The organism is Methylorubrum sp. B1-46 (assembly GCF_021117295.1).
Lineage (GTDB): Bacteria > Pseudomonadota > Alphaproteobacteria > Rhizobiales > Beijerinckiaceae > Methylobacterium.
On sequence record NZ_CP088247.1, the window covers coordinates 3,984,202 to 3,996,707 of the forward strand.

Consider the following 12,506-nt stretch of genomic DNA (forward strand, 5'->3'; position numbering starts at 1 on the left):
CGTGCGTCGGCTTTGGACAGGCAGGTGCGGTCGCGTGTGTAGGGCGGTGACAAAACCATCCACTGGAGCGTCGGCTTTGTGCTGATGCGGGCGGTGTAAAAGCCGGCCAGTGGAGAGGCTTCTCTTTCGAGAGGAGCCGAGGATGTTCGTCGTGGAAGTCTACGCAGCCGTTCGGCAGTTCGTGTTCATCGAGGGCCAGTCCCGGCGTGAGGCGGCTCGGGTCTTCGGGTTGAGCCGAGAGACGATCGCCAAGATGTGTCGGTTCTCGTTGCCGCCGGGCTACACACGCTCGAAGCCGGTCGAGAAGCCGAAGCTCGGGCCTCTTCTGCCAGTGATCGCGGCGATCCTTGAGGCGGACCGGACTGCACCGCTCAAGCAACGCCATACGGCCAAGCGGATCTTCGAGCGCCTACGCGACGAGCACGGCTATGCCGGTGGCTATACCGTGGTGAAGGACCACGTACGGATCTGCCGAGCACGGGGGCAGGAGACTTTCGTGCCGCTCGCCCACCCGCCCGGCCATGCCCAGGTCGATTTTGGCGAGGCGGTCGCCACCATCGCTGGCGTGCGCCGCAAGATCCATTTCTTCTGCATGGATCTGCCGCACTCCGACGCCTGCTTCGTGAAGGCGTATCCGCGGGAGACCACCGAAGCTTTTCTCGACGGGCATGTCGCCGCCTTCGCCTTCTTCGGCGGCGTGCCTCTGTCGATCCTGTACGACAACACCAAAATCGCAGTGGCCAAGATCTGCGGCGACGGACAGCGTGAGCGTACGCGCGCCTTCACCGAGTTGGTGAGCCACTGCCTGTTCCGGGATCGCTTCGGCCGTCCGGGCAGGGGCAACGACAAGGGCAAGGTCGAGGGGCTGGTCAAGTTCGCCCGGTCCCACTTCATGACCCCGGCTCCGGAGGCGGCCTCGTTCGAGGCGCTGAACGCTGACCTGGAGCGCCGCTGCCGAGCTCGGCAGAACGAGTGCGCCGGGCGGCATCCCGAGAGCATCGGAACGCGGCTCATGGCCGATCGAGTGGTTCTGCGAGCCCTGCCGGCGGTGCCGCTGGAGCCGTGCGAGAAGAGGGCCGGGCGCGTCTCGTCGACCGCGCTGGTGCGCTATCGCGGCAACGACTACTCGGTGCCGACCACCTACGGCTTCCGGGACGTGCTGGTGAAGGGCTTCGTCGAGGAAGTCGTGATCCTGTGTGCGGGGGTCGAGATCGCCCGGCACCCGCGCAGCTACGGCAGCGGCGTTTTCGTCGCCGAACCTCTGCACTACCTCGCGCTGATCGAGACCAAGCCGAACGCCCTCGACCAAGCCGCGGCACTCCAGGGCTGGGATCTGCCCGAGGCGTTCCAGCACCTGCGCCACCTTCTGGAGGCGCGCATGGGCAACCGCGGCAAGCGCGAGTTCATCCAGGTGCTGCGCCTGATGGAGGCGATGCCGAAGGACCTCGTGGCCTGGGCCGTCACCGAGGCGATCCGGCTCGGGGCGATTGGCTTCGATGCGGTCAAGTTGATCGCGCTGGCCCGTCTCGAACGGCGGCCGCCTCGGCTCGACTTGTCGGCCTACCCGCATCTGCCCCGGCCTGCGGTGCGCGCGACGATGGCCGCCGACTACACGGTGCTGGTGCCGGAGGTGGCGGCATGAGCGTGAGCGGCGATGAGACGACACCGGGCGTCCTGCTCGCCCATCACCTCAAGCAGTTGAAGTTGCCGACGGTCCTGCGCGAGTACGACAAGGTCGCCCGGGACTGCGCCCGGAGCGGCCTCGACCACCCCCGCTATCTGCTGCGGCTGGTTGAGCTGGAACTGATCGACCGCGAACGGCGCATGGTCGAGCGCCGGATCCGGGCGGCACGCTTCCCGGCGGTGAAGAGCCTCGACACCTTCGACTTCGCCGCCATCCCGAGCCTGAACAAGATGCTCGTGCTGGAGCTGGCGCGCTGCGGCTACGTCCTCGGTCGGGAGAACGTCATCGCGCTCGGCAACTCCGGCACCGGCAAGACGCACATCGCCCTGGCTCTCGGACTGGCAGCCTGCCAGAAGGGCTTCTCGGTCACGTTCACCACGGCGGCCTCGCTGGTCAACCAGCTCATGGAGGCGCGTGACGAGCGCCGCCTGCTCCGGCTTCAGAGGGAGCTGGCCGCGGTGAAGTTGCTGATTGTCGATGAACTCGGCTACGTGCCGCTGTCGCCGACGGGGGCCGAGCTTTTGTTCGAGGTCCTGTCCCAGCGCTACGAGCGCGGCTCGACGGTGGTGACCTCGAACCTTCCGTTCGAGGACTGGACCTCGGTCCTGGGCTCGGAGCGGCTGACCGGTGCGCTGCTGGATCGGCTGACCCATCACGTCAGCATCCTGAGCCTGAACGGAGACAGCTACCGCCTCAGATCCTCCCGCAGCCGGCGGGGCCGCACAGACAGGGCGGAGCAAAACCAGGCCACCCTTGATGACCCTGATCCCGCGACGGGCGAGATCCGGCCAGCCTGACCTCACGATCCGCGACAAACGATGAAGAGGCCCGATCGGGCCCCTTCATCGTTCAGGCTGTCCGCAGTCCGTGGCCTGGTTTTACTCCGCCACGGCGGCCTAAAATTGGTCCGCCCTTTACAGTCGCGGGAGGCGTCCACCAAAGGCTCGGAAATGACACCGTCATTCAGCCGCCGGATTCCTTCCTCAAATTCGAGCCCACGAAGATACCGCACGCAGCCCTGATCCATGGAGCGGATGTGCCGCCCAGCCGGAGAGGTCCGATCAAGCGCAATTTCGCTGCGATGGACGACGGCGATCCACTGGCGCACTTGCTGCTCGTCGACTGCGGAGAGTGCCCGCTTTTTTGCGCCCCGGCGCTTGAGCCGCGGCGCGCTATTATTGGAGTTTTTTGTCATGATAAATCCTCCGCCGGCGAGATAGCTGCCGGCATGGGAAATTTACCAAATCCAATTTTGGTGCCGAGTGTTAAGATGAATCAGCGGTGTAGCAGAAATCAAATTGTCCTACGATGAATTACTTCACAAGCCTTAGATGCAAATAATTGCACGAATTCAGCCCCACCTTCGATCGAGTCCAGGCGGATCTGCTCGGCCAAACTGGGGGCCGGCGGTGTGCGCTGCCCTAAGGCGCGGACAGTGCGGGCCATCGCCCTCTGGCGCTGCAGCCATGAGGGAGACAGGACTACCAGACCTCCACTGGCTACGCAGTTGAGGCAGCGATGGCACGTGGCAGAGCAGAGACCGACGCGTAGACATTTGCGTGTCCACCGTCGAAACCGGTCACCAAGCATACTTTGGTGCAATAACTACGGGCGAATACACGCAATCGCAGGTGTGAATATCAGTCAATGCGAAAATAGTGAACTGATTTCATCAAAACGTAACATTCGGCGCTGCTTGGATTTGCCACAGGCCGACGCGCGATCACTCGCGCAGATCTGCACGCTACACTGCGTGCATATGGAGAGTCGTGTCGAAATAGACCTCCTAGGGGACGATCGGCTCATCAGCCCATAGGGCCATCCGAGCGATTCCTCTTCACAGACACGCCCCCTTCCCGCTCCCTTCAGACTCAACCGATGAGATCAGCCCCCACCCTCCAAGGAGATGCAGTTTGACCCAGCCCCTTCTCCTCGCCAACCTCAGCCGGAGTGAGCAGATCCATCAACTCACCGGCGGCTACGGCCAGCTGGTCATCGACCGGGTGGTCGATGAGTGGTCCCCCTACCTTTTCGTCCTCAAACTCCGCCATCTCGGCCATCATCGGCGTCGAGCATCGGTCATCGCCCAGATGCACCATGCCGCCGAGGGTGCGTACACGCGGCTGCTGTTTCGGGCTTGGAAGCACCGCCGCGCCCGCAGCATCGGCAAAACACCTCACGCGAAAGCGTTCTCGGTGTCCACCAAACCGATACTGCTGGCGAACGCCTACGCGCAGGTTGCCTGAGCCATGATGCGGGTGAAGGCTGAGCGTCGTGTTCGAGCTGTGGGCGCGTCGTCGATCCAGGCGGCGAGCCGACCGAGGTTGATCGCGGCGGCCGTCAGCAGGTGCTGCAAGTGCGTCTTGGCCAAGCCGAGATAGCGACTGCGGCGCAGGCCCATCGCCCGCACTCCGCGCGAGAGCGTCCCCTCGACACCGGCTCGCCGCCGCCGGTCTGCCGCGAACGCTGGCTGGCTCTCGCGTACCCGTGCCGCGACGAGCGTCTCGTGCTCCCGGCGCGAGCGCGGCGTCAGCAGACGGCGTTCCGAGCGGGTGCAGCGCGGCTTCAGGGTGCAGGCCTTGCAATCCCGCGTCGCGAAGCGGATGCGCATGACCGTGCGCCCGAGGTTATGGTCCGGACACCAACTCCGGCTGCTGTGCCCGGCCGGGCAGACCGCGATCTGCCGATCCCAGTCGAGGCGGAAGGCCTCGATGGTGAACGCCCCCTCGGTGCGCGCTTGCCATTGGTTGTCCTTGGGCACTGGTCCGATGAGGTCGACACCGTAATCGCGCGTCGCCGACACGAGGCCGTCGGCATCGATGTAGGCGGCGTCGACGAGATGGCGCGCTGGCAGCAGGTCCTTCGCCGCGAGCGCCGCGTGCAGCGGATCGAGCACAGCGCGGTCCACGACCGGGGCCGGGGTCGTCGCCACGTGGATGATCAGCGGCGGCCGGGCGTTATCGCAGGTCTCGGTCACGTGGACCTTGTAGCCGATCCAGGTGGTGGCGCGCTTCTTGGCGTAATGGACGTCCGGATCGTAGGGCGAGGCGACCATCGTCAGGGCGGGCGGGATGCCGTCGGCCTCGGTCCGCCACCGGACCCGATCGCTTCCGTGCGGCCCGCTGGCGTCACGCTCGGCGAGGCGGAAGTTCTGCAGCCAGACCCGGCGCAGGATCGTGACGGCCGGTACGTCGCGCAGCCACCCCGGCGCTGTCCTGGCGTCGATGACGACGAGCAAACGATGCCCGTCAGACCCGACCTCCTCGGCGCAGGCGCGCCGGTCCGCCTCGCCCTGCGGGATGTGGAAGTCGTCGATGGAGCGGCCGTAGCGCTCGACCCAGGCCGGATCGGCGTGGGCGCGCAGCCAGTCCGGTGCGGCGATCGCCAAGACGTTCAGTGCGGTACGCAGGGTCTCGATGGCGCAGCCGAGGCGATTGAGGCTGCGGACCGCTCCGAGAACGTGGGTCGCATCGGTGCGCTGGCGGCCGCGTTTGGCCAGAAGGCCGCGCTCGCGGCAGAGGTTCAGTAGGGTGTCGAACAGCAGCCCCTCGGCGGCGCCGGCGACAAGGCGGGACCGGAACTCGCTTAGGACCGAGGCGTCGAAGCCGGGATCGGTCAGGGCGAGCCCGAGCAGGTACTTCCAGTCGATGCGGGCACGCACAGCATCGGCGGCTCGGCGATCTGACAGGTTCTCGGCAAACTGAAGCAGTGTGACGAGCGCCAGTCGCCAGGGGCAGGCCGCGGGCTGGCCGTCGTGCGCGAACAGTTCGACGAATTGGGCATCGGCATAGATCGGGCCGAGGGCATCGCGCAGGCTGAGATAGGCGTGACCGCGCGGGAACGCAGCGTGGGCGACGGCGGCGGTCTGGCTCGGAACTTCGGTGTCGAGTGTAGGCTGGAGGGACATCCTAAGCCTCCCGGATCGCGGCGCGCTCCGCGCCTCAATCCGATAACGCCTACCATCCCAGGTCGACCCGCCCCGTTCGCCAGCAGTATCCAAACCGGGGCAATCCCACTCAGCCACCGGCGGCCCAGCCTGCTGCTCCTTCAGGATGCCGATGATCTGCTCTTCGATGAACCGGCTCTTCTTCATCGTTCGTTTCCTGCTCGACGGACCCTAGCTTCAGAATGAGGGTAGGCCAGGGGGCAAGGTCAGGTGAAGTGCCGCTGCGTACTTGCCGGTCCGGCTGCGCGCCTGTTTGCTTTTGACATCAAACACGTAGTTCATCATGTGTCGCAGCGCGTGCTCGTGATGGGTTCGTGCTTTCGGTTTGTACTTGCCGGTGTGGAAGTGCGGCTGGTTGAAGAAGGGCCTCCAGGCCTTGTAGTCATTGTAGTAGTGGCGAGCGATCCCGACGGTCATCGCCAGCACGGCGTACGAGTCACGGCGGTAGCCCTTCTGGACCGTGCCGAGCTAGTACCGGGCCTCCGCGGCGACGCTGAGGGGGGTTCTCCTTGATGCGACGCTGCAGATCGGAAGTGTCCGGCGGATAGGGACCCTTGTTGCTGCCCTCGCGCGCCTTCGTGGTCCACTCGGTCGGCGGCGGCTTCGGCTTTTTCGTGCTGCACTTCGACTTCGTCATGATGTGGTCCTTGGATGGGCACCCGTCACGACGTTCTCCTTACGAGAATTATCGGCTGACCCGGGTGCGCTGATAGAGTTGAAAGAGGGCCGCCGCGGCTGGGAAGCGCCGCGGTGGCCTTGATAAGGGCCGGCCTACTTGGCTTGAGCGTGGAGCTTGGCCTTGCCCAGGGCGAGCAGCGCGGCGACCGCCGGCTTGTAGGCCCATTGGACGTAGCGCGGGCGGCGAGGCGGTACGCCGGGCTCGACGAGCTGCGGCGGGAAGGCGGCAGTGCCGAGTACCGCCTCAACCTCCGCCTGCGTCAGATCGAGCTGCATAGCCAAGCCGACGAGTTCGGACCGGCCGATCGCCAGCGGCGCGTTGGTGGTCAGACTGACGCGCCAATACGTTTCGCCGTCGCGCCCTCCGCAAACACGCTGGTTGATGTTGAAGACTTTGTCGCCAATAATGATGGTCATATCTACTTCTCCATTGCGGGGCGCCGGCCGGCAAGGAGAGATCTACTAGGTCTTTGCTGAGGGCGGAATTGCTCAAAAATTTTTGCGTATAGTTTTATTTTCCTACGCCGGTGGGGCGGTTGAAGTGGGTATCGGCGTGGAAGGAGGGGGCTGGTGCACTCTCGATGCAGTTGCCTCACCCGGCGCCGATCAGCCGCACTTCGAGCAGATCGAGCTTGGCCCGACCGTACATCTGCCGCTTCGCCAGCTTGAGGCGAGTGACCTGCTCCTCGGTCTGGCCATTCGACCACGGCTCGACCAGCGCCGCAGCGACAGCCGCTCTGTCCCTCGGCAGGCCCTTGGCGAAGGACGCGAGGAGGCCACCGGCAGCCGTATCGATCCAGGTGTCGAGGTCCGGCGATTTGCGCTCACGGATGATGTTCTGGAACCCGGACAGGAGTGAACGGGCCTCGTCGAGAGCCGGCACTGCCGCCTCGATCGTCGCCACCGTCACGGTCTCGGCCTTGCTGAAGCTGTCTCGCCCGGTTGTCATCAGCCGGCCGGGGTCGATCGTGGTGGCGCTCACCGCCGTGCGGATAGCGGCCATCGACTTGCGCACGGCATCGAGGAAGGCGGCGCTGGCATTCTCCATTAGGTGCCATATGTGGACGGCCCCCGTCTCGCAAGGTTGACGAAGTCGGTTCGCGTCATTCGATTGCTTGCGTTCATATGTCCGGCCTTCTGCTGCGCTCGCACATGAACGCTGGCCAAGATGGGTTCCGCGGCGTGAGGCCCAAACAACGATGCGACCATGGCCGGCCACTGGCACCTGCGGGTTGGTTCACGTCTCGGATCAATCGATCACGCCACCTCTTCGTCCTCTTGCAAGCTCGGCATCAGTCCTGAGCAGACGCGCTCTTCGCGGTCCGCGCCCGGACCGATCTCTACACGGCCCCTGCCGCCGCGGGTGCAGGCCGGCCGGCAAAGCTCTCGCCGGTGATCATCAACTTCCAGGCTATGCGCGCGAGCTTGTTGGCCAGCGCCACCGCTACCAGTTTCGGCGGCTTGCGGCGCAGAAGGTCCTGGACCCAAGCCGCGAACCGGTGTCCGTCGCGCGATCGGCCCTCGCGCACGCGCCGGATCAGGGCCGTGGCTCCGACGACCAGCACGCTGCGCAACGCCTCGTCGCCCGCCCGCGTGATCACGCCGGGTCGCGCCTTGCCCGCCGTCGAGTGATCCTTCGGCGTCAGCCCGATCCAGGCCGCGAACTGCCGGCCCGACCGGAAGGCCTCGGGTGCCGGCGTCTTCATGGTCAGCAGCGTCGCTCCGATCGGTCCGATGCCGGGGATCCCAGCCAAGCGTCGGCTGCGCTCGTCGGCACGGTGCCAGGCCAGGAGCTTGGCCTCGACGACCGCGAGCTTCGCCTGGACCTGTGCATACTCGGCCGCCTGCATCGCGAACAGTTCGCGGGCAAGCGAGGGCAGCGCCACGTCGGCCTCGATGCGCGCAAGCAATGCGGGCACGTGCGTGATGCCGCTGGCACCCGCGAGGCCGAACTCGGCCGCGTAACCGCGGATCGCATTGGCGAGTTGAGTTCGGTTGCGGACCAGCCGGTCGCGAAGTCCCACCAGCATGAGCGCCGCCTGCTGCTCGGCCGTCTTGACCGGCACGAAGCGCATGGTCGGCCGGCTCATCGCCTCGCACAGCGCTTCGGCGTCGGCCGCGTCGTTCTTGCCACGCTTGACGTAGGGCTTCACGAGTTGCGGGGCGATGAGTTGCACCTTGTGGCCGAACCCACTCAGCAGCCGCGCCCAGTGGTGTGAGGCGCCGCAGGCTTCGATGGCGACGCGCGTCGGCGCGAGCTTCTCGAAGAATGCGATCATCTCCCGACGCCGGAGCTTCCGGCGCAGGACCGGCTGCTCGTCCCCATCAACGCCATGGAGCTGGAAGATGTGCTTGGACGTGTCCATCCCGATGCGGGTAATCTCGTTCACGGACGGCCTCCTCACCTGAGATCTGCAACGACCTCAGCTTGGCACAGCGATGCCGTTCGGGGGCCGTCCACTCCAACAGCGATCGGCGACTTGGGTCGCCATGGGCAACGTCCGCGCCGCAGCCTCGCCGTAGCAACCGCCGCGGTCACGAGCGAGGACGGTGATCTCGGGATGGGCGGAGAGCCACGCCTCGAAGGTGCCGCTCTCGCGATCCGGCAGGAGAGCGACGACGCGCCGCTGCTCCAGATCGCAGATCAGCGTGCCGTAGCGGTGCCCGCGGCGGAACGCCCATCGTCGATGCCGATCACGTTGAGGGGCTCTGTCGGCCTCTGGACGCGGCGGCGCACGGTCCGCAACATCGTGTCCCGGCCCGCCGGCACCAAGAGCCGGCGGGCGAAGCTCTCCGCCGGCCTGCCACCGGGAGCGAGGCCGAGATGATGGACGATGGTCACGAGCCGTTCCGTGCGGCGGGCGTAGGCCGCGGCGAGGTTCGGTTCGAGCCGCTCGGCGAAGATCTTCGTCCGGCACTTTGGTCCGAGGCACCGGAACCGGCGGACGCTGACCGTGATGACGACGCGCCGGCCGGCGACCGGTAGATCCGACAGGGTGCGAGTGTGGCGGCTGTGCATCCGAGACGAGGCGCCCTCACACCTCGGACACCGGGCTGAGGCGGCTTTCGGCCGAGCGGTGATGGTCAGGCCCGCTCCCACCTCGATGTGATCGACGGCAAGGCTTAGCGGGACGATCGAACCCACACGAAGGCTACGAGGCATAGCAGGATCTCCGACGGCTGAAGCCGAGATCCATCAACCCGCCTGCATCAAAAGTAAGTCAGAGCCCCTTTTTGACGCCGATCGACAGAGAACGCCGAAGAGTTCCCGCGCGGTCCAGCCGAGACGCACCGCCACGGCACCGAATCGCTCGATAAAGTCGGCTCGGGCGTCGTGGATGTTTGCCCAAGCTGTGGTGCTGCCGTAACGGCAGGGCAGGCTTGCGGTATCAGCTTACTTCGATTCCCGCACTCCGCGATACGCTCAACCGAGTGGCGACTCGGATGGCCGAGGCACAGGCCGACACTCAAAGGTCGCTGGGTCGTGACGAAGTCGAATTTTCGATACGAAAAAGCCAGGAGGGGGTACCCCCTCCCGGCTCTCCTGTCGCTCAGCCGACGAGCGCCCGGGCGTTGGTGATGTGCACACCATCGCTGTTTGCAGCCCGGCGCACGAACATCATGATGAGCCGACGTTGCAGCGGCCCAGGCCGCCCCTGGAAGAAGACCGTGCCAGTCCTCGGCCACCAGGTCATGATTTCGCCCGCATCCGAGCGGAACCGATGCAAACGTTCGCGTTCGTGCCAGGACCAATCCCCGAACACACCGCAGTCGAGAGTGGCGTTTTGCAGGCTCGACAGCGAGCCGGTGTACTTTATTTTCATTGTGAAACCTCCGGAGACAGCGAAAGTGCCGGCGCAGATTATTTACTGAGTCGGGATTTGACCTGGGGTACGCCCGGACATGCTGCTACCAGCTCGCTGAGGACTTCACGGTCTGACGCAGGATAGGCCGACCAGCGCCGCCAGCGAATGCGAGCTCCGGCAACGCAACGTCTCGCATCTCGGCGTAGAGCCGCACCGAGTTGATGCCGTTGATGTCGCGTTTATACTGCTTGAACGACTCGCTCTGACGCTTCCACAGCTGATACTGCTTGCGGGGCATCTTGTTCATGTACCAGATCATCTGCCGCAGGTCCTCGGGGATGATCTCGCTGCATTTCACGGCACTGGCATAGGGCAGGTAGGCATTCATCGTCGGGCGGACCCCCTCGGCCCAGGCATCGAGCTCGGCCTCGGAGGTGTTCCAAACGAGGGCGTGGGCGTGCCACAGGAGGAAGCGGGGTACGCCTTGAATCCGCTGTGCCGATACGTAGAGGGCGGGATCGAGCATCGCGAGGTAGTCCAGACCCCGCAGAGCCCGGCGGTAGTGCCGGCGGATGTCCACGATCCTCGGGTTCGGCCGGTAGCCCCGCGCGCACCCCGCGGGGTAGACGATCTGGGTCTCGTCGATGAGGGTGACGAAGAAGACGGGCACCTGCGGGGTCCAGTCCGGCGCTCGGGCGCCGACCTCACGACACAACCCGGCCCCGAGCGAGCGCATCCAGCGTTCGCGGGCGTAGGGGTTCTGAGCGCCGAGCTCGCTGGCCCATCGGCGACCGAGGCGGCGCACCTCACGTTCGGGCCGGGCATAAATCTGCTGATGGTAGCCCCGTAGCCCCTCAATGAGGCGAGTGGCTTGGGCGTGCTCACGCACGGAGAAGCGAGCAAATGATGAGCGTGGTATCACAAGTATCACCGTATCCCTGTGGATATGGCCATACTTTACCAAGTGCCAATCGAAAGTTTTTCGCTCGTATTGCTCGTATGTACAAGCGAAAAAAATGGTGAGCGCGGATTATCAAATTTAGTGGGACCGGGCTGCTGGCGCTGCCCGATCCCGTCATTCATTGAGGAAACACTTACTAGGCAGTCAGTGAGTCCTACTCGCTGTCGTCTTCCAAGGCGTCGTCTTCGAGGGTCTTGTACTCGAGCAGGCTCCAGACCGTCGGGCTGGTTGGTCCCTTCTTGCCGCCACGCAAGACCTTGAGGAGGCGAATCTCACCATCCTCCGAGTTATCGCAGAAGTCTTCTAGATCTTCCTCCTGCAGGTTGATCCAGAGCTGCGTTGCGTGGGGATCGTCTCCCTCACCTCGCACGGTGCCCACTTCACGACGCTCCTTTGCCTTACCGGTCGGCTTGGAAGCCTCGTTGCGCGCCTTCTTGCTCTTGGCGCTTCTGGAGGTGTTGCCCGGGTCCTTCCGGCAGGCACGCTCCTCCTTGGCCTCCTGGTAGGCACCCTCGAAGCCGCCCTTGGCCTTGATGACCTTCTCGCAGTCCTCCGGCATCACACCCGCCTCGACCAGTGCTTTGACGACGGTCAAAATCTTCGAGCGCGTGCTAGCCAGGATGTCGCTGCCGGAACACGCCAGCGTGACCACGCACCGGGGAACGTGGGGTTGATAGTCGTCCTCCGTAAGCGACAGGAGCTTGGCGTTGTCCTCGAAGCAGTCCGTCTGACGCCAGTCGCAAAAGAGATCGTAGTCGTCGCAGGCAGCGTACACCATGGCCAGCAGTCCGGCGGTCCGGGCACGGAGGGCGGCGTGATAGCCCCGCTCACCCTTGCGGATGGCCTTGCTCAAACCGCGCATGTACCGGCGGGGATCGCGGCGACCGCCGGCAAAGTCGTTCACGTCGAAGTTGTCAGACGTCGTTCCATTCTTCGGCATGTTCTGGTCCCGATTGTAAGAAGAGTTTCGATGCGAAATTTCTTGAGATCGGCTCGCCGCGGCGGAGGGACCTGATCGTCACCCCGCCGCGGTGCAGGGGGCTACTCGACGCCCTCTGCCAGGAGGCGGCGGATGTCCTCGACGCGGTAGGCACGGATGCGCGGGCCGAGGCTGACCGGCAGCGGGAAGCGGCTGCCGCGATGGGCGAACCAAGTCGAGCGGGACACCGGAATGAGATTGAGGACGGTGGTGAGGCGCACGAAGCCGGTCTTGGGCAGGCTATCACCGTCGGCGGCCGAACCATCCGGCTGTTTTGTTTGGCTATTCATAGTAATTTTGCGATCTCCGTTGCGGGGTGCCGGCCGGCATGGGAAGATCTATTGGGGTTCAGCAGGGAGCGGAACTCACCAAAAATTTTTGATGATAGTTATGTTGCTGATGACTTGCGCCAGCGTGCGTAGGCTCGCTCCTCCGAGCATGGAAGCGCGGTC

At 65.0% G+C, this 12,506-nt stretch carries 14 protein-coding genes and 1 pseudogene; 4 read left to right on the forward strand and 11 right to left on the reverse strand.

The window, feature by feature from the left end; translation table 11 throughout:
• Nucleotides 1–142: 142 nt before the first annotated feature.
• Together istA and istB are read left to right on the forward strand one after the other, a co-directional pair.
• Nucleotides 143–1,642, forward strand: a complete 1,500-nt coding sequence (gene istA, locus LPC10_RS18575) for an IS21-like element ISMdi7 family transposase (protein WP_012778770.1) — start codon at nt 143–145, stop codon at nt 1,640–1,642.
• Entirely contained in the window at nt 1,639–2,481 is an 843-nt protein-coding gene (gene istB / locus LPC10_RS18580) for an IS21-like element ISMdi7 family helper ATPase IstB (RefSeq protein WP_003596510.1), read from the forward strand. Before istA ends, istB begins: the two co-directional genes overlap by 4 nt.
• Nucleotides 2,482–2,483: 2 nt before the next feature.
• Here istB and LPC10_RS18585 read toward each other — a convergent pair whose 3' ends face one another.
• Complete coding sequence (locus LPC10_RS18585) at nt 2,484–2,879, reverse strand: hypothetical protein (RefSeq protein WP_231343868.1); 396 nt, start codon at nt 2,877–2,879, stop codon at nt 2,484–2,486.
• A gap of 718 nt (nt 2,880–3,597) precedes the next feature.
• Here LPC10_RS18585 and LPC10_RS18590 point away from each other — a divergent pair.
• Nucleotides 3,598–3,930 (forward strand): hypothetical protein, encoded by a 333-nt coding sequence (locus tag LPC10_RS18590; protein WP_231343869.1) that lies wholly within the window; start codon nt 3,598–3,600, stop codon nt 3,928–3,930.
• Here the strand turns inward: LPC10_RS18590 and LPC10_RS18595 are convergent.
• Together LPC10_RS18595 and LPC10_RS18600 are read right to left on the reverse strand one after the other, a co-directional pair.
• Nucleotides 3,912–5,591 carry an IS1182 family transposase gene (locus LPC10_RS18595; protein ID WP_003605489.1) on the reverse strand — a complete coding sequence of 560 codons (1,680 nt, stop codon included), beginning with the start codon at nt 5,589–5,591 and terminating at the stop codon, nt 3,912–3,914. The two genes, LPC10_RS18590 and LPC10_RS18595, sit on opposite strands and share 19 nt — an antisense overlap.
• 216 nt (nt 5,592–5,807) lie before the next feature.
• Nucleotides 5,808–6,056, reverse strand: coding sequence for a hypothetical protein (locus tag LPC10_RS18600; RefSeq protein ID WP_231343870.1), 249 nt, complete (start codon nt 6,054–6,056; stop codon nt 5,808–5,810).
• Nucleotides 6,057–6,184: 128 nt separating this feature from the next.
• Here LPC10_RS18600 and LPC10_RS18605 point away from each other — a divergent pair, with 128 nt between their 5' ends.
• The gene (locus LPC10_RS18605) at nt 6,185–6,340 is read left to right on the forward strand and encodes a hypothetical protein (protein WP_231343871.1); all 156 of its coding nucleotides are present in this window, start codon (nt 6,185–6,187) and stop codon (nt 6,338–6,340) included.
• 61 nt (nt 6,341–6,401) lie between these two features.
• On the opposite strand, the gene LPC10_RS18610 is transcribed toward LPC10_RS18605, so the two are convergent.
• The 8 genes and pseudogenes from LPC10_RS18610 to LPC10_RS18645 all read right to left on the reverse strand — a co-directional run bounded on the left by LPC10_RS18610 (nt 6,402) and on the right by LPC10_RS18645 (nt 12,344).
• On the reverse strand, nt 6,402–6,725 hold the full coding sequence (locus tag LPC10_RS18610) for a hypothetical protein (protein WP_231343872.1): 324 nt from the start codon (nt 6,723–6,725) through the stop codon (nt 6,402–6,404).
• A 175-nt stretch (nt 6,726–6,900) separates the two neighbouring features.
• The gene (locus LPC10_RS18615) at nt 6,901–7,356 is read right to left on the reverse strand and encodes a transposase (protein ID WP_231343873.1); all 456 of its coding nucleotides are present in this window, start codon (nt 7,354–7,356) and stop codon (nt 6,901–6,903) included.
• 292 nt (nt 7,357–7,648) lie between these two features.
• Nucleotides 7,649–8,698 carry an IS110 family transposase gene (locus LPC10_RS18620; RefSeq protein ID WP_003599685.1) on the reverse strand — a complete coding sequence of 350 codons (1,050 nt, stop codon included), beginning with the start codon at nt 8,696–8,698 and terminating at the stop codon, nt 7,649–7,651.
• A 78-nt stretch (nt 8,699–8,776) separates the two neighbouring features.
• Nucleotides 8,777–9,471: pseudogene (locus LPC10_RS18625) on the reverse strand (ISL3 family transposase); the annotation flags it as partial.
• Nucleotides 9,472–9,859: 388 nt separating this feature from the next.
• Complete coding sequence (locus tag LPC10_RS18630) at nt 9,860–10,132, reverse strand: hypothetical protein (RefSeq protein WP_231343874.1); 273 nt, start codon at nt 10,130–10,132, stop codon at nt 9,860–9,862.
• Nucleotides 10,133–10,217: 85 nt separating this feature from the next.
• Complete coding sequence (locus tag LPC10_RS18635) at nt 10,218–10,919, reverse strand: hypothetical protein (RefSeq protein ID WP_231343875.1); 702 nt, start codon at nt 10,917–10,919, stop codon at nt 10,218–10,220.
• Nucleotides 10,920–11,229: 310 nt separating this feature from the next.
• A complete protein-coding gene (locus LPC10_RS18640) occupies nt 11,230–12,015 on the reverse strand; it encodes a hypothetical protein (RefSeq protein WP_231343876.1) in 786 nt (261 codons plus the stop codon).
• Nucleotides 12,016–12,116: 101 nt separating this feature from the next.
• The gene (locus tag LPC10_RS18645) at nt 12,117–12,344 is read right to left on the reverse strand and encodes an AlpA family transcriptional regulator (protein ID WP_231343877.1); all 228 of its coding nucleotides are present in this window, start codon (nt 12,342–12,344) and stop codon (nt 12,117–12,119) included.
• Nucleotides 12,345–12,506 lie beyond the last annotated feature (162 nt).